Annotated in this window: 22 protein-coding genes (1 of these 22 only partly in view); 11 read left to right on the top strand and 11 right to left on the bottom strand. The window is 56.2% G+C overall.

Translation table 11 applies throughout. The features are described 5' to 3' along the window. Positions 1-93 precede the first annotated feature (93 nt). From ACQK2Q_RS08920 to ACQK2Q_RS08900, 5 genes are read left to right on the top strand one after another with little or no spacing between them, the layout of a single operon-like run. Positions 94-1,584: a leucyl aminopeptidase gene (locus ACQK2Q_RS08920; RefSeq protein WP_425409393.1), complete on the top strand. Its 1,491-nt coding sequence runs from the start codon at positions 94-96 to the stop codon at positions 1,582-1,584. 24 nt (positions 1,585-1,608) lie between these two features. After that, on the top strand, positions 1,609-2,043 hold the full coding sequence (locus ACQK2Q_RS08915; protein ID WP_425409392.1) for a DUF1499 domain-containing protein: 435 nt from the start codon (positions 1,609-1,611) through the stop codon (positions 2,041-2,043). 4 nt (positions 2,044-2,047) lie between these two features. Continuing rightward, positions 2,048-2,599, top strand: coding sequence for a pyridoxamine 5'-phosphate oxidase family protein (locus ACQK2Q_RS08910; protein ID WP_425409391.1), 552 nt, complete (start codon positions 2,048-2,050; stop codon positions 2,597-2,599). Next, positions 2,596-3,045: a DNA polymerase III subunit chi gene (locus ACQK2Q_RS08905; RefSeq protein WP_425409390.1), complete on the top strand. Its 450-nt coding sequence runs from the start codon at positions 2,596-2,598 to the stop codon at positions 3,043-3,045. The genes ACQK2Q_RS08910 and ACQK2Q_RS08905 overlap by 4 nt, the downstream gene beginning before the upstream one ends. A 17-nt stretch (positions 3,046-3,062) precedes the next feature. After that, positions 3,063-3,410, top strand: coding sequence for a TraR/DksA family transcriptional regulator (locus ACQK2Q_RS08900; protein WP_425409389.1), 348 nt, complete (start codon positions 3,063-3,065; stop codon positions 3,408-3,410). Here ACQK2Q_RS08900 and ACQK2Q_RS08895 read toward each other — a convergent pair. From ACQK2Q_RS08895 to ACQK2Q_RS08875, 5 genes are all read right to left on the bottom strand, one after another. Further along, complete coding sequence (locus tag ACQK2Q_RS08895; RefSeq protein ID WP_425409388.1) at positions 3,400-4,353, bottom strand: calcium/sodium antiporter; 954 nt, start codon at positions 4,351-4,353, stop codon at positions 3,400-3,402. The two genes, ACQK2Q_RS08900 and ACQK2Q_RS08895, sit on opposite strands and share 11 nt — an antisense overlap. Positions 4,354-4,426: 73 nt before the next feature. Next, positions 4,427-5,260: a methyltransferase domain-containing protein gene (locus ACQK2Q_RS08890; protein WP_425409387.1), complete on the bottom strand. Its 834-nt coding sequence runs from the start codon at positions 5,258-5,260 to the stop codon at positions 4,427-4,429. A 24-nt stretch (positions 5,261-5,284) separates the two neighbouring features. After that, the gene (locus ACQK2Q_RS08885; protein ID WP_425409386.1) at positions 5,285-5,578 is read right to left on the bottom strand and encodes a chorismate mutase; all 294 of its coding nucleotides are present in this window, start codon (positions 5,576-5,578) and stop codon (positions 5,285-5,287) included. A gap of 100 nt (positions 5,579-5,678) precedes the next feature. Then, a complete protein-coding gene (locus tag ACQK2Q_RS08880) occupies positions 5,679-7,565 on the bottom strand; it encodes an ABC-F family ATP-binding cassette domain-containing protein (RefSeq protein ID WP_425409385.1) in 1,887 nt (628 codons plus the stop codon). A 60-nt stretch (positions 7,566-7,625) separates the two neighbouring features. Next, entirely contained in the window at positions 7,626-8,699 is a 1,074-nt protein-coding gene (locus ACQK2Q_RS08875; RefSeq protein ID WP_425409384.1) for a hypothetical protein, read from the bottom strand. Between the two features lie 210 nt (positions 8,700-8,909). On the opposite strand from ACQK2Q_RS08875, the gene ACQK2Q_RS08870 reads away from it, so the two are divergent. Then, a complete protein-coding gene (locus ACQK2Q_RS08870; RefSeq protein WP_425409383.1) occupies positions 8,910-10,109 on the top strand; it encodes a hypothetical protein in 1,200 nt (399 codons plus the stop codon). Positions 10,110-10,115: 6 nt separating this feature from the next. Here the strand turns inward: ACQK2Q_RS08870 and ACQK2Q_RS08865 are convergent, their stop codons facing one another. Next, entirely contained in the window at positions 10,116-10,592 is a 477-nt protein-coding gene (locus ACQK2Q_RS08865) for a copper chaperone PCu(A)C (protein WP_425409382.1), read from the bottom strand. Between the two features lie 96 nt (positions 10,593-10,688). Between ACQK2Q_RS08865 and ACQK2Q_RS08860 the strand changes: the two genes are divergently transcribed. Further along, positions 10,689-10,913, top strand: a complete 225-nt coding sequence (locus ACQK2Q_RS08860) for a DUF3126 family protein (RefSeq protein WP_425409381.1) — start codon at positions 10,689-10,691, stop codon at positions 10,911-10,913. A gap of 10 nt (positions 10,914-10,923) precedes the next feature. After that, a complete protein-coding gene (locus tag ACQK2Q_RS08855) occupies positions 10,924-12,342 on the top strand; it encodes a hypothetical protein (protein ID WP_425409380.1) in 1,419 nt (472 codons plus the stop codon). A gap of 10 nt (positions 12,343-12,352) precedes the next feature. Here ACQK2Q_RS08855 and ACQK2Q_RS08850 read toward each other — a convergent pair whose 3' ends face one another. The 4 genes from ACQK2Q_RS08850 to ACQK2Q_RS08835 form a co-directional block, all read right to left on the bottom strand. Further along, on the bottom strand, positions 12,353-13,111 hold the full coding sequence (locus ACQK2Q_RS08850; RefSeq protein WP_425409379.1) for a hypothetical protein: 759 nt from the start codon (positions 13,109-13,111) through the stop codon (positions 12,353-12,355). Between the two features lie 120 nt (positions 13,112-13,231). Further along, entirely contained in the window at positions 13,232-14,002 is a 771-nt protein-coding gene (locus ACQK2Q_RS08845) for a PhoH family protein (protein ID WP_425409378.1), read from the bottom strand. Positions 14,003-14,262: 260 nt separating this feature from the next. Further along, positions 14,263-14,889 carry a hypothetical protein gene (locus tag ACQK2Q_RS08840; RefSeq protein WP_425409377.1) on the bottom strand — a complete coding sequence of 209 codons (627 nt, stop codon included), beginning with the start codon at positions 14,887-14,889 and terminating at the stop codon, positions 14,263-14,265. Between the two features lie 26 nt (positions 14,890-14,915). Next, positions 14,916-15,623 carry a PilZ domain-containing protein gene (locus ACQK2Q_RS08835; protein WP_425409376.1) on the bottom strand — a complete coding sequence of 236 codons (708 nt, stop codon included), beginning with the start codon at positions 15,621-15,623 and terminating at the stop codon, positions 14,916-14,918. 196 nt (positions 15,624-15,819) lie between these two features. On the opposite strand from ACQK2Q_RS08835, the gene ACQK2Q_RS08830 reads away from it, so the two are divergent. From ACQK2Q_RS08830 to ACQK2Q_RS08820, 3 genes are all read left to right on the top strand, one after another. After that, complete coding sequence (locus ACQK2Q_RS08830; RefSeq protein ID WP_425409375.1) at positions 15,820-16,551, top strand: rhomboid family intramembrane serine protease; 732 nt, start codon at positions 15,820-15,822, stop codon at positions 16,549-16,551. Between the two features lie 82 nt (positions 16,552-16,633). Then, positions 16,634-17,062 carry a CBS domain-containing protein gene (locus ACQK2Q_RS08825; RefSeq protein ID WP_425409374.1) on the top strand — a complete coding sequence of 143 codons (429 nt, stop codon included), beginning with the start codon at positions 16,634-16,636 and terminating at the stop codon, positions 17,060-17,062. A 57-nt stretch (positions 17,063-17,119) separates the two neighbouring features. Then, the gene (locus tag ACQK2Q_RS08820; RefSeq protein ID WP_425409373.1) at positions 17,120-17,644 is read left to right on the top strand and encodes a hypothetical protein; all 525 of its coding nucleotides are present in this window, start codon (positions 17,120-17,122) and stop codon (positions 17,642-17,644) included. A gap of 3 nt (positions 17,645-17,647) precedes the next feature. Here the strand turns inward: ACQK2Q_RS08820 and ACQK2Q_RS08815 are convergent, their stop codons facing one another. Beyond that, a protein-coding gene (locus ACQK2Q_RS08815; protein ID WP_425409372.1) for a patatin-like phospholipase family protein crosses the window boundary here: on the bottom strand, positions 17,648-18,532 show its 3' portion. Its footprint extends 108 nt past the window's final position; 885 of the gene's 993 nt are visible here — the last part of the coding sequence; the start codon falls outside the window, past its right edge; it ends in the stop codon at positions 17,648-17,650.

The following is an 18,532-nucleotide window of genomic DNA, read 5'->3' as shown; positions in this document are numbered from 1 at the left end:
CCCGTCAGGAAGCGCCGCCTCAAGGGTTCATGATGTTGGCCGGGGCGCAAGTTGAAACGGTCATAATGAGAAACATCGAAAAAGAGGACTTTCATGCAGATTACCTTCTCCGCCGCCGCCTTGCCGAAAACCGGCGCCATCGTCATTCCCATATTCGAGGACGGCGGCAAACCCAAGGCGTATGAGGAACTCGACAAGGCGACGGATGGCGCGCTTGAGCGCGCGGTCAAGACGTCGGCCTTTAAAGCGAAAAAAGGAAAGATCCTCGAAATCGCCGCGCCGGCGGGGGTTGGCGCCAGCCGCATCGTGTTGATCGGGGCGGGCCCGTCGAAAGGGTTTGACCGGTTGGCTGCTGAAGCGCTGGGCGGCGCGGCCGCAGGACACCTTCTCAAAGGGCGAGACAAGAGTGCAACATTTGCGCTGAACGGGCTGACGGTCAAAAAGCTTGCCAATGACGAGTTCGCGGCGCGCATCGCCACCGGCGCCAAAATGAAATCCTACCGTTTCGATAAATATCGCACCAAGGAAGATAAAGACGACAAGCCGGTGCTCGCGAAAATCACCGTACAGACGTCGGCGAGCAAAGCAAAAGAACTGTTTGCAGTCTATGACGCCGTTAACGATGGCGTGTTTCTTACTCGCGACCTTGTTTCAGAGCCCGCCAATATTCTGTATCCGGAGTCTTTCGCCAAACGGTGTCAGGAGCTTTCAAAACTTGGCGTCAAGGTCAAAGTCCTTGGCGAAGCTGAAATGAAAAAGCTCGGCATGGGCTCGCTGCTCGGCGTCGGTCAGGGATCTGTTCGTGAAACCAAACTCGTCGCCATGGAATGGACAGGCGGCAAAAAAGGCGAGGCGCCGGTCGCATTTGTCGGAAAAGGCGTCACATTCGATACCGGCGGCATTTCGCTGAAGCCGGCGCCGAACATGGATGAAATGAAATGGGATATGGGGGGCGCCGGCGCCGTGACGGGCGCCATGGCGGCGATTGCCGGCAGAAAAGCTAAAGCCAATGTTATCGGCGTCGTCGCGCTGGTGGAGAACATGCCGGACGGTGCGGCGCAACGGCCGGGCGATGTCGTCACATCCATGTCCGGTCAGACGATCGAGGTTTTGAACACAGACGCCGAGGGCCGCCTGGCGCTTGCCGATGCGCTCTGGTGGGCGCAGGAAACCTACAAACCCAAAGCTGTTATTGACCTGGCGACGCTTACAGGCGCGATCATCATCGCCCTGGCGCACGAATTCGCGGGTTGTTTCACAACAGATGACAAGCTGGCCAAACAGCTCGATGCGGCGGGAGAGACGAGCGGCGACAAAATCTGGCGCATGCCGTTAACGAAAGCGCATGACGAAATGATCAAATCGGACATCGCCGACATGCAGAATATCGGCGGCAAGGGCGGGGGATCATCATCAGCGGCGGCGTTTCTGGGCCGGTTCATTCAGGACGGCGTTTCGTGGGCGCATCTCGACATCGCCGGCATGGCCTGGAATCCAAAAGACAACGCGACCTGTCCAAAAGGGGCGTCCGGATTTGGCGTGCGCCTTCTTGATGAATATGTTCGCGTCAATTGGGAAAACTAGGGCGGCAATGAAAACAGGGCCGTTATGAATATAGTTCTGACCATCATCGCGGCCCTCGCCGTTGCATTGCTCGCCGGACTTTATGTTCTTGCACGAAAATCGAATACGGGCTCTGCGCCGGGATTGATTGACGGAAAGCTGGCGGCGTGCCCGTCCACGCCCAATTGCGTCTCAAGCGAAACCTGCGCTGATACTTCCCACAGTATTGCGCCATTCCCACTCGGCGTTTGGGAGGCGCTTCCGAATGCCATCGGCGAGCTTGGAGGCGTTATCGTCATGATTGACGAGACGTATCTGGCTGCGGAATTCGCCTCGCCATTGCTGAAATTCATCGACGATGTAGAATTTCGACTAGGCGAGAATGCGGTGCATGTTCGTTCAGCGTCGCGTGTCGGTCACGGCGATATGGGCGCAAATAAAAAGCGGATTGAAGCAATTAGAACAGCGATCGAGCGGTAGGGATATGGCGGATTTTTTTGACAGGCTGCAAGATGATCACATCGCTTTTATCCATCGCCAGCCGATGTTTTTTGTGGCGACGGCGGCGGCGGACGGGCGGATCAACCTTTCTCCAAAAGGGCGGGATACGTTCCGGGTGATCGACCCGGCTATCGGCGGGTATCTGGATCTGACGGGCAGCGGCAACGAAACGGCGGCGCACCTTAAACGCGACGGGCGCATCACCTTCATGTTCAACAGCTTCGACAAAAAGCCGCTGATTTTGCGTCTTTACGGACGCGGCCGGGTCGCCGCCAAAGGATCGGCGGAATTTGAAGCGCATGCGGACAAATTTCCTGAAACGCCCGGCGCGCGACAAATCATTTTGATCGACATTCAATCTGTTCAGACGAGTTGCGGATTCGCCGTGCCGGAAATGCAGCTTGTTTCCGAGCGTGACATATTGACAAAATGGTCGCTGGCCAAGGGAGAGGAGGGCTTGCGCGACTACTGGGCGGAACGCAATGCGAAGAGTATTGACGGGTTTGAGACAGGGATGGCGCCGGAGGGGCAATGACGGAAGTGTTATTCTATCATCTGGAGCGCGGCGTATTGGAGGATGTTCTTCCCGGTCTTCTTGAAAAAACGCTGGAACGCGGATGGAAGGCCGTTGTCCGGGCCGGTTCCAGGGAACGTGTAAATACGCTGGACCAGTATCTTTGGACATACAGGGATGAATCGTTTCTCCCGCATGCCAGCGCGGGCGAAGGCGGTGAACAGCCGGTCTGGATCACGTCGGAAACTGATGTGCCGAATAACGCGGATCTGCTTTTTCTTGTGGACGGCGCCGCCGCGCAAGCGAATACGCTGAGCGATTTCGTCCGCTGCGTCACGATTTTTGACGGGCGCGACGACGAGGCTGTCAGCGACGCCAGGACGTTCTGGAAACAGGCGAAGGACGAAGGCCACGCTGTGACGTATTGGAAGCAATCGTCACAGGGCAGGTGGGAAAAACAGGCCTGACGGAAAAGTCTATTATCGTGAGCGATCTACATCATGCCGATTACCGTAAGCGTCTGGAAGCAAGACGCGAAGAGCTGAAGTCTTTGTCATCAGGCGCCAGCGACTCGCGAAAGCCGGTTGAACTGGACCAGCAATCGGTCGGCCGCCTTTCCCGGCAGGATGCATTGCAGCAGCAGGCCATGGCGAAAGCACAAGAGGCGCGCAGGGCCGGCGAGCTGCGCAAAATTGCAGCGGCGCTACACAGGCTGGAAACAGGCGAATACGGATGGTGCGCCGAATGCGGGGAAGCCATTGCCTCAAAACGGCTGGATATTGATCTTACCGCCGCGCTTTGCGCGCCTTGCGCCGGTACTGCTAAGCGCTAACGCCAATCCAGCCGAGATAGGCGATATAGGCGGCGGTAAACAGCGCGCCTTCCCAGCGCTCCACTTTGCCCCGGGTCCAGGCGAACAGCGCCATTGCGGCAGTTGCGAGCAACAGGATCCAGATATCGGTCCGAATAATCTCGGACGGAACGGCGATTGGCTGTACGAGCGCTGTCGCGCCAAGAATGCCGAGCAAATTATAGAGATTTGACCCGACGACATTGCCAAGGGCCAGATCGCTTTTACCGCGCGCCGCCGCTGCGACCGAAGTGACGAGTTCGGGCAGGGACGTGCCGATGGCGACAATCGTTAGCCCGATGACCGCATCAGAAACGCCGAGCGACAGTGCGACCTCAATCGACCCTGTGACCAGCAGTTTAGCGCCGGCAATTAAAAGCGCCAATCCAAAGACTGTAAGCAACAGCGCCTTCGCCGGAGCCGATGCGCTTGGCGTTTGCGCCGCCTCCGCCTCATGCCGGACCGCTTCAGGCTGCAACGGCGCGCGGCGTTCCGTGCGGTAAGCATAAATTATATATGCGCCGATTGCCGCCAGAAACGCCGCCCCGGCGTAACGGCCGACTGAACCGGTCAGGATCACCACAATCACAACCAATGTCGCCGCAACAAGTGCAGGCATGTCCCGGCGGAAACTTTTCGGTTCGACAGCGATAGGTGAGATGAAGGCCGACAATCCCAAAATCAGCAGGATATTTGCAATGTTGGAGCCCACAACATTGCCGACGGCAATACCCGGCGCGCCTGACAGCGCCGCCTCGATACTTGAAACCAGTTCAGGGGTGGACGTGCCGAACCCCACCAGCGTCAATCCTATCAACAATTCTGACAAGCCCAGCCGCCGGGCAAGGCCTGTGGCGCCGCGAATGAGCGCTTCGGCGCCGACAGTCAGCAGAACTAGTCCAGAAAGAATTGACAGCCACGCCATCGGAAAATCCTAGAAAGTAACAAAGAAGATAGATTGAAGGCCCTGCGCCGTTGCGCCAGTAGGCGCGTGAGATTTATTTTTCCGCTATAAGGAACATGGCGGTTGCTGGCGAATACAGCTTTTCGTCTTCGCCGATAAAAGCAGTTAGGTCGTGTTGTATGTCTGCGATCATCGCTTCCACAATCTGGTCGCCGGCAGGATCGTCCGGCGCGAGCACCGGCTGCAAAGCGCCATCACTGTCGGGCCGGCCGAGAAACAGGACATCGAACAGCACGAGGCGCCGAATTGACGGAAGCACCGAGTTTAAAGTCTGTTTTTCAAGCGTTCTAACTTTAAACCCGCTTTCCTCCGCCAGTGCGCGAAGCCTGTCTTCGCCGCCAAAAGAAAATGGACCAAGAGGAACAAGGTCTGCGCCCAGATGCCGCTCGACCGCCTTTTCAAAGCTTTTGAACACAGGGTTCGCTTCTTCGGCGGACGGCCAGACAGACACAAAGAATTTGCCGCCCGGTTTCAGCACGCGATGAACTTCCGCAAAGGCCTTTTCTTTTTCGGGAAAAAACTGCACGCCTTGCTGGCAAAAGGCGTCATCGAAGCAACCATTATCGAACGGTAAATTTACTGCAGAGCCAAGCTGAAATTCAATGGCGTTCGACGACGTACGTTTGCCCGCTTCTTCGATCATGGGAGGCGCCACGTCAATCGCCTGGACTGAGATATTGTCGCCGAAGCGTTCAGCGAGCGCTCGCGAGACAATGCCGGTGCCGCAGGCAAGATCCAGACATTTGTGTCCGGCTTGAGCATGTTCAGCCAACCGCTCAGCCCAAGGTTTGAAAAAACCGGGCACAAGATATTCTTCATACAATTGTGCGGGCGTACGGCCGGCCAGAAACGTTTGAATTTTTGTCATTTCCTGTTTCCTTTGCCGTTTGCGTCAACGGTCGCGCAACCGTTCCTCTTCGTACTGAATGCCCCATCCAATAATAAGCCGCCAGAGCGCCTCCGCCATTTCCGGGGGCATGCCGGCGACGCTGGCGCGTTCGCGAACTTTTTCTATAACCTCGCGATTGCGCCATGGCACGGATGCTTCCGCCGCAGTGCGTTTAAAGACCCAGGCGCGATCAACATAGGTCCAGCGCTCGGCAAGCATGTCGACCAACTTGCTATCGACGCGGTCGATTTCCGCGCGCACATCCGCCATGGTTTCGCAATCAGCCGCTTTTTTCATGCCATTGTTCCCATTTATTTCGTCCGTTCAGCGTACAAAGAACCGAGCCCTTCTTAAGATTAGCACGATGCATGGCGTTTTCGCGAGCATCCATGCGCCTCTAAAGACTGTGTTTTGCGGTTTCGTAGGCTTCGAGCGCTGCAAGCCAATCTGCTTCTGTCTGATTGATCGCGGCGACAAGCGCCGCGCGTTCTTTTTGTAGTTTCGTCGCACGCGCAAGGTCTTTTGTATAAAGATCAGGTTCTGCGAGAGCGTCATCAAGCCGCTGCAGCGTTTCGTTCAGCTTTTCAAACCTCGCCTCAAGCCCGTCAGCCGATTTCTTCAAGGGTTGAATAGAAATGCGCGCGTCAGCCGCAGCCTTGCGGGCTGTCTCTTTAAAATTGGTTGACGGCTTTGCGCCGTCCGAGTTCTGGGCGGCGGTTTTATTCGCTGCGATAATCAGATCGCGATACTCTGCAAGGTCTCCGTCATACGGCGTCGCCGCGCCCTGATTGACCAGCCAGAGCCTGTCGGCGACTGAGGAGGCGAGGTGGGCGTCATGTGTGATCAGCAATACGGCGCCCTCAAACGCGTTCAGCGCTTCAACGAGCGCTTCTCTGGACGCCATATCGAGATGGTTTGTCGGCTCATCGAGAATCAGCAAATGCGCGCCGTGAAAGGTGATCAGTCCCAAAAGCAGGCGCGCTTTTTCGCCGCCGGACAGTTTCTCCACTTTCGTGTCCGCCTTTTCCGGTCCGAAGCCGAGCCGTGCTGTGAAGGAACGGGTTTGTGCTTCAGTCGCATCAGGCACAAGCGCGCGAACATGATCGTAGGCGGAGTTTTTGGGGTTCAGTTCATCAAGCTGGTGCTGCGCAAAATATGCGATTGCAAGTTTTTTGTGTTTGTAGACTTTGCCGGAAAGCGCTGGCAGACGCCCTGACAGCGACTTGACAAGCGTTGATTTCCCTTCGCCGTTCGGGCCCAGGATCGCTATGCGATCATCGTTGTCGAGCCTGAGATTGACTTTTTTTAAAACCGGACGGCCTTCTTCATAGCCGAGGTCTGCTTCCACAACACGGATGATGGGCGGCGCCATCGGCCTGGGATTGGGAAAATGGAACGGGGCCGTTTTCGCTGAAATTGGCGCGGCGGTGGTTTCCATTTTTTCAAGCATTTTGATGCGGCTTTGCGCCTGTTTCGCTTTTGAGGCCTTGGCGCGAAACCGGTCAACAAAGGCCTGCATGTGTTTTCGCCGGGCGTCTTGCCGGGCGCGAAAAGATTCCGCCTGTGCGCGCATTTCGGCCCGCTTTTTTTCGTAGAGATCGTAACCGCCCGCATGCACTGTCAGCTTGCCGTCTTCCAGCGCCATGATGTGCGTCACCGCGTTGTTCAGAAGCGCGCGATCATGGCTCACAATCAGGGTCGTATAGGGATAACGGCGTAAATAATTCTCAAGCCAGATTGTACCTTCCAGATCGAGATAGTTTGTCGGCTCGTCCAGGATCAGCAGGTCCGGCGCGGCGAAAAGAACGCCGGCCAGGGCGACGCGCATTCGCCAGCCGCCTGAAAATTCCGAGCAGGGGCGTTTTTGTTCATCGGCTGAAAAACCAAGCCCGGCGAGTATGGAACCGGCGCGCGCTTCGGCTGAATGGGCGTCGATGTCGGCGAGGCGCGTTTGAATTTCGGCGATCCGATTTGGTTCCGTCGCTGTTTCGGCTTCTGCAATCAGACGAGCCCGTTCCTTATCCTCCGCCATCACGGTCTCGATCAAGCTGGCGTTCGACGATGGAGCCTCCTGTTCCACGGAGCCCATGCGCCGGTTTTTTCGAATTGAGATTTCATCGCCGCCTGTATAAATCTCGCCCTTGATGATTTTCAGAAGCGTCGATTTGCCGGAACCATTCGCGCCGACAAATCCGACTTTCCAGCCATCGGCAATCGCCGCCGTCGCCTGATCGAACAGAAGACGGCCCTCGATCCGGTAAGTGAGGTCGTTTATGTGCAGCATGACGGCCGCGCTTTTAACGGGCCAATCGGTATCGCGAAAGCCGTCCGGGATGATTTTTATTCATTCGGCATTGATGTTGGATGCGTTGCCTGCGTTAAGCCAAACGCCGTCAATTTTGCGCGCCATCATGACCCAGGCCCATTGCGATGAGAATGTCTCGCCGGTTTCGATGCTTTGTCCTTCCGCCAGGGGATTGACCGCAATCCAGCCGATATCCCCGGATTGGGCAGCCTGAATGACGGGATCTTTCAGATCGTGATAGGCGGTGTAATCAACGCGGGAAAACACCGATTGAAATCTGGATCGGGTTTCATCGCTTGTTACTGGCGTCAGCTCGCCCCGATTGGCGACAATTGTTTCCGGCGCGGTCAGCGCCGCCATCATGTCGGCGTCGCCGCGGCAGTGGGCGGTAAGCAACGCCCGGTGCAGACGAAGAATGTGCAGTTCGTCAATAGACGGCGCAGCAAATAATTCGTGAAAATCGATTGAATCCTTGCCGTGGTCCCGGTTCAGTACGGAGACCTCCGTATATTCATAATTAAACACGCGCTCCTCATGGGTGATGGTGAGGGCGTAAGGCACATCAGGCGCGCCTGAGCCGGCGCGCCAGGCGCCGAATTCAACATGAATGTCCGCTTCTTCCGGTAGCGATAGAATCAATCCGTGCGGCCTGCCGGCGTTTTCCTGCAACAATGTGATTTTTCCACCGAAAGGATAGTCGCCTTCAAGGCCGCCAAAGACACCGCCGGCAAAAGGCGTGTCCCGGACCTCTACAATGTTGGTTGCGATCGTTTCAAAGTTCAGCGCGAGTGCATGGAATTGATGGCCAATGGCGAAGCGCCTTTCCCTGTCGCCCGCCAGCGTTTCTCTCGTTGCTTCCTCACTGACAGCGCGCGTCCAGGCGAGGCCGCCTTCTATGACAAATTCGGTTTTGCCGTCGCTTGAGAAAAGTACGCCCAGTTCTTCCGGCGAACGATAAAAAGTGTCTACGTCGTATTGCTGACCGTCGGACGTCGTCACCTGCGCTGACGTTATGATCGCAGGCGCCGTACAGGCGTTGTTCGCAAATGCGAGAGACGGGGCCGCCGCCGTCACGGCCAAGCCCAAAAATACATGTCTGACGCGCATAATCATAATATGACTATCCGATTTTGTCCAAGGCCGCGCAAGACCTAAAAAGGTGTCCCGATTGCGAAAGGGGCGGCCGGGCAATGAATATTATATGATATATTCACACGATATTTTTCCAGTTTATCAGTATATTGAAATGTGAAAGTTTTTGTACGGACATTGAACGCTTGCCCAATCGTCACCATCTTTAAATCGAGAGAGGAGGGTGAGATCTTGGGGAAATTTTTCAGCATGTTTTTATTGCCATTTCGATTGCTCAGCCGGGCTTTCCGGTCGCTGGCGCGAGATGCAAAAACATCATCAAAGACAACGGCGAGCGCCGGCGGGGCTGCAATAGGGCGCGCAGCGCATGCAGATATTTTGCAGGAAGAGTACAGAGAAGAGCCGCCAACCGGCGTGGAAACGCTATTGTTTCGGCAATTGCCGCGCCCGCGCCTCACCGAACGCGCCGCTTCGGATCTGTCATTGGAGCAGGCTCAGGAATATGCGCGAAACGCCAGCGGCTTTTACCGCTTTGCGTTTCCGTTATTCACGCGGGGCGATTTTTTCTATGAAGAGGTTGAACAGGATTATCTGAATGCGTCGCTTGGCTTTGAACGAAACAGCATCGACCGGCGCTTTCTGGAAGTCACAACGCTGTTTCGCAAAACATTGAACGCCAACACACGCAAAATGCTGCTTTACTGGGCGCCGGCGCTCTATCTGATCGCGCTTGGCGCGGCCTATTGGGCTGTGCAGTCCGGAAGATACGATACGATGTACGGCTTTGCGGCGAAATATGGCGGTGCGCCCGCGCTATTTTATGGCGGCGCAGCGTTTGCGAGCCTTGTGCTCGCATTTTTTATATTCAGCTGGCCGTACAAGGTTGTACAGCAGCGCAATCTCATGAACCTCGATAATTATATCACCTCCAAATTTGCGCGCATCAACAACAACTTTCAGGTGGCGAAACGGCGTGCGCTGAATGTTGAACGCGATAAACGCATGGGACAGCGCGAAGAATTAAAGGAAGAGGCGGGATCCTGGACGCTTGCGTATCATTGGTTCGCGATGCGCCTTATGTTGTGCGAACTGGCGTTGAGAAATAAATTTTATCAGGTTCGCCGCAATACTGCATTGTACTGGGTTGGCGGATTGCTGGCGACGGGCGTGTGCTATTCGGTCTTTCTGGCCGCGATGATTTACCAAAACGCGCCGTGGTCAGTACTGGTTGCATTTTCGGCTGCGTCCGCCGCGTATTTGTTGCTTGCGGGGGCGATCATGCGCCGGGCGACCGCCGTCATGTTCGACGTCCTCGAATCCAACGAATGGAGCCGGTTTCATATCGTCGATCTCGACGCGGCTATTCGCGATCATGTGGGCGAAGACAAATTGCAGATCGTGACGTTCAGGGATCGCAACCGGTTTGAATAACCGAAATTAATGTGCGTTGTGATCCTCGCCGGCGTCGGCGCGCACTTCGAATATGATAGTTTGCGGCGGCGCATTTTCAAAATTCAGGGTCAGCGAAGGGTCGTCGCCGTCTTCAAATGCGTTCGACAACCCGATGAGCATAATATGCGCGCCGCCAGGCGCCATAGACACAGCTTCGCCTGAAGGGAGCGGCAGTCCGTCCGTCAACGGCGCCATGCTGGCGACACCGGCTTCATTCATGCGGGTCGTGTGCAATTCAGCTGCATCGGCGCCGTCGAAAGTAACGGAAACCAGCTTATCAGCCACGTCTGCGCCGTTGCAGAGTTGTACATAGGCGGCGCTCATTTTTTGAGCGGGTGTCGTCGCGCGCGTCCACGCGTCGCTGACGACAACGCCGTCGCCGGCGCAGTCTGATTGCGCTTCATTGGCGCAGCCGGCGGCCCCTAAAACAGCTAAAACGGAGAATGGCATAAAAAATCGCATCGCATTATCCATCTGATTTGGCGCCTTCTACAGCCGGACAAGGTTGGCGCCCGAGGCGGATACGGTTAAGACGGGCAAAAGTAAAGGACAATCGTTATGGATTCAAACGAGATCGCCCGTTTGCAACAATACCTGCAAGGTAAATTCTCTGTGCCGAACCTGACCATACGCGGCCGGGCGAATAAGGATGATTCGGCGGAAGTCTATCTCGGTGATGAGTTTATTGGCGTCATTTTCCGTGATGATGAAGAAGGCGACGTCTCCTACGACTTTAACATGGCGATTCTTGAAATCGATCTGCCGGACTCTCCGGCCAGCTAAGGGGTGAGCATTGCCGGGCGCGCCAACCGGTCTACTGGGAAAGCTGTCGGCTGAACGGCCGATTCTTGTAACCGGCGTGCTATTGCTTGGCGCGCTGGTTTTATGTCTGGTCGGCTTGCGCGAAGCGGATTCGGCGGAAAGCTACAGCGTCCTTAGCAATCTGGTGTTCGCCGGATTGTTCGTATTATGTGCGCCAATCATGCTCGCCGCTTTTGCGCCGGAACGCCCGATCCTGCGTTTCGCGTTTTTGTGCGTGACGATCATCGCCGGCGCCGGGCTAAGCGCCGCTGCGCTCGGCGCATTCGAAATTCCCGGCGTCTACTTCGCCCCCCTGATTGCATTGAGCGGTTTTGGGCTTTTTATGTTTTTGATTGTCCTGGCGCCGCTGACACGCAATGCGGTCAGGCTGGGCGTGGCGGCACCGTTTGCGGCGTTGATCGGCGCTGTCGGGGGACTTGGCGTCTTCGCGATACAGGATATTTTAACATCGCCCTTATCGGCGGCGTCCGTGGCCATCGCGCTGGCGGGCGGCGTTACGATCGGAGCGGGTATCGGGGCTGATTTCGCGCAATATTTCGCCAAGGGTATGACGCCGCGCAAGGCGGCGGCGGCGGCCGGTCACGGCGGCGTGGCGCCGGCGGCGTTTTGCGTGCTCGTGGCGGCGGCGTACGCTGCGTTGACAAGCTTCCATGCGAATTTTGGCCGAATAAATATCATGGATGTCGCCAGCGCCGGGTCGGTGGTTTTGCTTGCTTCATTGATGGCGCTTGTGGGCACAACGAGCGCGCTCGCACTGAGGGGCGCGGGCGAACAGACAGCAGTGGACGAAAACAGGCGCCGGCAGCGTTTCGTTGAAAGCTGGAAACCGGTTCGCAAATTGCTGCCGTCGACGACTGCGTTCGCGGTCAGCGCCATCGCGGCGATCATGGTTGTCATTGCAGGATTTGAAGTCGGCGTTGAGACGCCAGGCAGCTTGCTGGCTTTTATCGTTGTTGTCCTTTGCGTTTCGGGGCTTGCGTTTGTGTCGATCCGCACAAGCCTGCTGATCGCAGTATTGCTGTTGTTGAGTACGCTGTTTGCGCATTATCTCTACGAGATATTCAGCCTTCCCAAACCTGACGCGCCGGCGCGTTTCGCCGCGCTGGCGCTGGCCGCGATCGCGTTTTCGCAGATTACAGTCAGCTGGCGAAACGCCGGCGATATCTGGCGCAATGCGCGCGACGTCGCGCAGAACGCCATGTGTGATGGATTGCGCCGCTTTCTTGTTTCGCTGGGCGCCGGCTCTGCCGCGCTCGTTGCGTCTTCTGCAGCGTTTATGTGGAGCGAAGGCGGCGTGACGGCGGCCTATCTCATCATTATCTGCAGTATCGGGCTGTTGCTGTCGCCCGCGTTCATGATTGCGTTAAGCGCACGCACGCAGGATTATTAGATATCGCGTCCTATTGACCGGCGGTCACCGACGTTTGGTCCAAGCCTTCTACGAATTTGCGAACGGCGGCGTCCAATGCTTGCCATTCCGGCAAGTAGGGCCGTTTAAACCGGTAGCTCACTTCTATTGTCTCGCCATATTCATATTCACGCCAGCATTCCGGACTTTTAACCTCATCAAGTTCCTTGAAACAGAAAATCGCGGCGAGATTTTCATCGGCGTCCGTTCCGACAAAAAGCTCCGTATCGGAGTAGCCGTTTGTCGGTACATTGCTGCGTTGCTCGCGAAAATTGAACTTTGTCAGTTGATAGGGTGTTCTGACGCCGCTCTGGTCCAGTGTTTCAGGCAGGTAGAGGCGTTCAAAGCGATCTCTTTCACTGAACATGGAAGAGCTTTTCGAGATTACGATATCGATGCGCCGCGAATCCGGCTCATTTTCGATAAATTCCCGCCGCTGGGCCGGGGTGTACCCGTTCATGGTTGGCCATAGGGCGTAAAGCACGACTTCATCTCTGGCGCCGCCGCGCCGCGCGCGGGGAAAGACTGTATAATTTGCAGCCGGGCTGAAGGTGATCCCGCCGATTTCAACGCGCACAGGTTCTTCCGTGATGGCGGGGCTCGGCGTATTGCCGCTGAAATCATCGACGCTCGGACCCACATAGTAATAGAGGAATATGGCGCACAGAACGAGCGTCGCCATGAAAATACCGAGTGGATACCGCCAGCTCGATTCCTGTTTTATTTCTTCGCCGCCGAAACCGTTACTCATTCGCCAACCTCGCGTCGCCCCGCCCACAATCTTTACTATGCGCGAAAGCTCATTATCACGCCAGCGCCAAAAGGCGCAAACCTTTGGCGTGGCTCGCGGCTGAAACCGGGACGGTTATTATCAGAGCGCTTCAATCATCTCCGCGACGAGCGGATGGCGCACGACATCCTGCCGGGAGAAGCTGATCGCCCTTACATTTTCCAGATTTTCAAGTTTTTCCACCACATCGGACAAGCCCGATAAACCGGGGAGGAGGTCGCTTTGTCCCGGATCGCCCGTCACCACCATGGATGAATTCCAGCCAAGCCGCGTCAACAGCATTTTCAACTGTCCGTAGGTGCAGTTTTGCGCTTCGTCGATCACCACATAGGCATTGTTTAAAGTGCGCCCGCGCATGAATGCGATCGGCGCAATTTCAATAACGCCTTCCGCCATCAGCGCTTTCAGACGTTTTGAAGACAGCCGGTCGCACAGCGCGTCATAGAGGGGGCGAAGATAAGGAGAAAGTTTTTCCTCCATATCGCCGGGCAGAAACCCAAGGCTTTCTCCCGCCTCAACGGCGGGGCGGGACAGGATAATGCGCCGGACCGACCCTGAATCCAGCGCTTCCACCGCCTTGGCGATCGCAAGATAGGTTTTGCCCGTTCCAGCTGCGCCTATGGAAAAAACCAGCGGCGCTTCATCTATGGCGTCCAGCATTTGCTGCTGCGATGCATTCTGTGCACGGATATTTTTACGATATTTCTGCTCGCAGTTATCGCTTTTGTGTTTCGGGGTGTCGAACGGCGACCATTGAGACTCTTCAAAGAGCTGCCGTATATTTGAGTCGTCGCCGTAACTTGCATGTTCCTGCATGCGCCGGGCCGCGCGACGCGCTGAACGTTTGGTCATCTACGCCTCCAAAACAAAAAATAAAGATTTCTGGCGTTGATGACGCAGGGTGCAGATTGAATTTAAGGAATGAAGCGGCAAGGGCGCTGAAAACGCTCACTCGATTTGAAACAGAGCCGCAACAATTCATTCTGGCTTCAGACGCTCCTCGCAAAGAGGCAATCCGCGAATCAATCACCGTAGCAACTATACTATGTTTGCTGGCGTGCGCCGAGTACTGTCAGAAAAAATTCGCAAGTCTTAACGACTGCAAGTGCGGCTCAGGCGACCTTAGAACGCATATATGCGGCGGAAATTTTTGATTGCGTTTCGGGAGCATAATTGCGCCATGAGGTGCGACCGCGCGTTGCGTCCACGACAAAAATTGACTCGCTGCCGCGCAGATACGGAGCAATGGCGTTGCGCACGCCGACGGCTGTCAATTCGCAATTGACGTTCCATACGTTGTCTGCGATCCGGAACGCATGGCCGAGGCTCATGACAGCCGCTTCAACGCGGCTCGCTGCGGCGCTGACAACGTCAAAGATAATAATGAAATTCGCGGTGTGTATCGACGGGTCGTCGGCAACAGCCGAAGGCTTTGCATTTTGCTGAACGGTTTTTGGCGATGTCTTCGCCTTTGGTTCGAGCGAGGGGTCGTCATCCCAATCGGAGCGTTTGCCAAAAGTTTTACCGTAAACTTTTTTTGCTACTGGCTTCTCGCCGCCGAAAAAATTGGCGAATACGAGTTCCGAACGCGCTTCGCGCCAGGCGCGCCCGCCCGCCGGCGCCACCATTGACCATGCCGCAAGCCGGCCTTCATGCGCGAACTTGCGCATCTGTTCGGTCGTGTAAGGCCCGTAAACCTTGTTCTTAACTTTTAAACACCAGTTTTCGGCAGCGAGCATTTATGACCTCTTTCGCACCGGTCCGCTTAATCGCGGACGCCCTTTTTTCCGAAAGAAGGAGCAAAATCCGGACCAGACGTTTCCGGCGGCTCAGGCTCTTCCACAGTTTCTTCAATAATTTTGTCCATTCGGTCCGCAGCCCCGGTAAAGACGACGCCAACGCCCTTTTCGTGCCGGCGTATCACTTTCGCGGTCATGCGTCCCAATATGAGTTGCATGCCGAGCGGCGGTCGCGGCGTGATCTCGATGGATGCGCCGGTCAACGAAATATCGAGTATGGCGCACTGGATGACGCGCCCGTCTTCAAGGTAAACGGTCGCGGGGGCGTCATGGGCGATGCGCGGATCGCCCCGTCTGTCCGCGCCGCCGCGGCGTTTCGAATTCATCGCCGTCGTCAGCCGGTCCGCCAGTTTGGCGTGCTTTGCGCGCTTTTTCCTGTAAGTGACGGCGAAGTTGTCTTTTTCAGACCGTACGACCTTGCCCTCGATTCGCCCGACCTGATCGATATAGAGAACGACGCTCTGTCCGAAAGCCGGGGGAAATTTCGCCCTGATCAAAGCGCCGCCGGCGGACATGTTTGTGACCTCGCCTGACCATTCCGTGCCGCTGTCGGTCAGAAACCGGGCTTTCAGCGGAAGATCGACGCGCTGAAACTGGCGCCGGTCCTCATGGTTTTCCGGCGTCTGTTCACGTTTTGGCGTTTGCGCGCCGGTTTTTGTCGGGTTTTCAACCATGCGGGGCTCTGTCGCTTTTTGAGACCTTATGAGAACTTTAATCGCGTTTAGTGAACAAAGGTTTGCGCCGGAGAGGCGCGATGTTTACATTTCGCCAATTCCGCAAGGAATTTTTCCGCAATCGGGCTTGAGCGAGCCAAAATGGCACATAAGGCGATACGCGTTTATGGTTGGTTTTTCCGGGAAGGCTCCCTTTGTGCTGCGCAGGCCGGGGGGCGAAATTGATCAAAAAAGGCTGTTGAACGTACCGGGCGTCGTTCTGCTCATCGCCGCATTGAACCTGCTCGTTTTCGCGACCATCGTCGTCTTGCCTGTCCGGGCGGCCAATACGCTCGTTAATATCGCTTCCGTTACGCCGCGTTGGTTTCTTGCAGGCGCGGAGGCGAACGGCGGCTGGCTGAGTATGTTGTCGCCTTTGATATCCCACATGTTTCTGCATGCGGGGTTGATGCATATCGCGCTCAATCTTTTGTGGCTGCTGGCGTTTGGCGCGCCGGTGGCGCGCCGGATGCGAGCGGGCGACGCGCTGAAATCATTTTCAGCATTTTCCCGCGCCAGTCTTTTTATGACGTTTTATCTTTTATGCGGCGTCGCCGGCGCTTTGCTGTTCATTTACATGCATCCGAAGGATCTGATCCCCATGGTCGGCGCATCCGGGGCCGTTTCCGGATTACTGGGCGGGCTTGTCCGTTTTGCTTTCAACCGGTCGACCCTGTTCGGACCGGAATACGCAGCTATCAGCCCGCTGACGTCTCAAAGCGTAATTGTGTGGTCGTTTTTTATTATCGCCATGAACGCTGGCATCGGCCTTTTTGGCGGTTTGCTGACCGGGGGCGCCATGATCGCCTGGGAAGCGCATGTCGGCGGCTACCTGTTCGGCTTGCTGGCCTACCCGTTTTTTGAAAAACTGGCGATTTCCATGCGTTGAACGGCAAAGCGATTGCCGGCGCAGACTTGCCGCTCATCCCATTCAAAGGCACAATAGAGTGTGGAAGGGAAGGAGGCTGTCAATGAAAGTCGAAAAAATCCTTCAAGCGAAAGGCGCGGATATTTTTTCCGTTAGCCCCGGGGCCAGTATTCGCGAAGCCATTACTATCCTGAACGAAAAAAATATCGGGGCCGTGATCGTTCTTTCGGACAATGGCGACGCCGTCGGCATCTTGTCTGAGCGCGATATTGTGCGGCGGCTGGGCGACAAGGGAGCGGATGCGCTTTCCATGACCGTCAGCGACTGCATGACCAGTAAAATGCACACCTGTTCGCTTGATGCTTCTGTAGACGAATTAATGACGAAGATGACTGAACAGCGAATTCGGCACTTGCCCGTCACCGACGACGGAAAAATTGTCGGCGTCGTCTCCATCGGCGATGTCGTCAAGCGCAAAATCGAGGAGGCGGAACAGGAAGCGGCGGCGCTGAAAGAATACATCGCGACTTGATGGGCGTTTTTTTAAAGCCGTTATGCGAGGAATTCATTGCTGGAAACTGTTTTCGCCATGCTGACGTCAGGAGCCTATCCGCTCATGGATGGGCGATGTCAGGAATACGAGGCCCTCAATGCAGAACAGGTAGAGGTGTCTTCTGAAACCGATCTTTATATATTTCAGGACGATCATTACGTCTGGCTTTGCCATACCACACCCTCGGCCGGGATGAGCTGGGACGATATCGAATTGTTTTCGCCCAATTACGCCAACGGATTGAACTTGCACGCGTCGGCGCAATTGGGGGAATGGCCGCTGGATGAACCCGCCGCGCAACCAAAAACATCTTCAAGCGATTTGTGGTGGCGTGTTGAAGGCTGGTGGGCGAATACGCCGGGGCCGAACGGCATGGAAGAGGTCAACGGGCGCCGCCAGACAAAGTGGATGGATATTACAGCACGGGAATATCAATTATCAAAGGATCGATTCGGCAGGGGCGAGTGGATGCTACGCTTTCATTTCCATATGGCGGACGACGGCGGCGGCGTTATATATCCGGCGGCGGAAAAGCCGCTGTATGCGTTGAACGCCGAATAGCCTTCAGGCGAGATACTTCGCCGCCGCCTCGATCTGATCGGCCGCACCGTCAATTGCTTCGCGCCCAAGCCGGATCAGCTCTTCCGCCTGGTCGAAATCGAGAAGCGGGACATGTCCGACTTGCGGCGTGATCAGCACATCCGGCGGATCGCCCGCCAGCCGCGACCGCGTGATGCGGTCCATCAGTATATTGAACGACGCCAGCATTACCGAGCCGACGCCGGGTGCGTTATCGCCCGCATGAAACAAACGACGCAGCATCAGCTTTTCAGTCAAATTGCCTTTGGACGCTTCTTCCAGTTCGGCGCCGCCGTCTTTTTCAAGCTGACTGAAACGGGCTTTGCGTTGCGCCACGCCCATATTGAATGCGTCCGCATGCAGACCAATTGCAATGACGGTGCGCGCGCCGAACGCACGGCAGGCGGAAACGGGCAGGGGATTGACGAGGGCGCCGTCGATCAGCCAGCGCCCGCCGATCGCTTTTGGCGGAAAGACTCCGGGCAGCGCATAGGCGGCCTGCACGGCTTCACCGAGATCGCCTTGTGTCAGCCAGACTTCATGGCCGGTCGCAAGCTCGGCCGTTACGGCGATAAATTTTCCGGGAAGATCTTTTATATCAGTACGCGGAAGATATCGATCCATGGTTTTTTCAAGGCGCTTGCCGCCCATCAAGCCGGAACCGTTCAATACGACGTCGAAATAACTCAGCATACGGGTTTTGGTGAGGCTGAGCGCCCAGGCCTCCAGCGCATCGAGATGGCCGGCGCGCCAGAACGCGCCAACGAGCGCGCCGACGGAGGTGCCGGCGATGATGTCCGGCTGGAAGCCCAGCTCGTCGAGACGGCGCACGGCGCCGATATGCGCCCAGCCGCGCGCGACCCCGCCGCC

Source organism: Hyphococcus sp. (assembly GCF_965228385.1).
Classification (GTDB): Bacteria; Pseudomonadota; Alphaproteobacteria; order Caulobacterales; family Parvularculaceae; genus Hyphococcus.
Note: the sequence above shows the minus strand (reverse complement) of the source record. Positions and strands in the feature narration are given on the sequence as shown.

Coding starts and splice junctions, on each gene's coding strand:
- ACQK2Q_RS08920 (WP_425409393.1), top strand. CDS start 94: ATGCAGATTACCTTCTCCGCCGCCGCCTTGCCGAAAACCGGCGCCATC.
- ACQK2Q_RS08915 (WP_425409392.1), top strand. CDS start 1,609: ATGAATATAGTTCTGACCATCATCGCGGCCCTCGCCGTTGCATTGCTC.
- ACQK2Q_RS08910 (WP_425409391.1), top strand. CDS start 2,048: ATGGCGGATTTTTTTGACAGGCTGCAAGATGATCACATCGCTTTTATC.
- ACQK2Q_RS08905 (WP_425409390.1), top strand. CDS start 2,596: ATGACGGAAGTGTTATTCTATCATCTGGAGCGCGGCGTATTGGAGGAT.
- ACQK2Q_RS08895 (WP_425409388.1), bottom strand. CDS start 4,353: ATGGCGTGGCTGTCAATTCTTTCTGGACTAGTTCTGCTGACTGTCGGC.
- ACQK2Q_RS08890 (WP_425409387.1), bottom strand. CDS start 5,260: ATGACAAAAATTCAAACGTTTCTGGCCGGCCGTACGCCCGCACAATTG.
- ACQK2Q_RS08885 (WP_425409386.1), bottom strand. CDS start 5,578: ATGAAAAAAGCGGCTGATTGCGAAACCATGGCGGATGTGCGCGCGGAA.
- ACQK2Q_RS08880 (WP_425409385.1), bottom strand. CDS start 7,565: ATGCTGCACATAAACGACCTCACTTACCGGATCGAGGGCCGTCTTCTG.
- ACQK2Q_RS08875 (WP_425409384.1), bottom strand. CDS start 8,699: ATGATTATGCGCGTCAGACATGTATTTTTGGGCTTGGCCGTGACGGCG.
- ACQK2Q_RS08865 (WP_425409382.1), bottom strand. CDS start 10,592: ATGCGATTTTTTATGCCATTCTCCGTTTTAGCTGTTTTAGGGGCCGCC.
- ACQK2Q_RS08860 (WP_425409381.1), top strand. CDS start 10,689: ATGGATTCAAACGAGATCGCCCGTTTGCAACAATACCTGCAAGGTAAA.
- ACQK2Q_RS08850 (WP_425409379.1), bottom strand. CDS start 13,111: ATGAGTAACGGTTTCGGCGGCGAAGAAATAAAACAGGAATCGAGCTGG.
- ACQK2Q_RS08845 (WP_425409378.1), bottom strand. CDS start 14,002: ATGACCAAACGTTCAGCGCGTCGCGCGGCCCGGCGCATGCAGGAACAT.
- ACQK2Q_RS08840 (WP_425409377.1), bottom strand. CDS start 14,889: ATGCTCGCTGCCGAAAACTGGTGTTTAAAAGTTAAGAACAAGGTTTAC.
- ACQK2Q_RS08835 (WP_425409376.1), bottom strand. CDS start 15,623: ATGGTTGAAAACCCGACAAAAACCGGCGCGCAAACGCCAAAACGTGAA.
- ACQK2Q_RS08825 (WP_425409374.1), top strand. CDS start 16,634: ATGAAAGTCGAAAAAATCCTTCAAGCGAAAGGCGCGGATATTTTTTCC.
- ACQK2Q_RS08820 (WP_425409373.1), top strand. CDS start 17,120: ATGCTGACGTCAGGAGCCTATCCGCTCATGGATGGGCGATGTCAGGAA.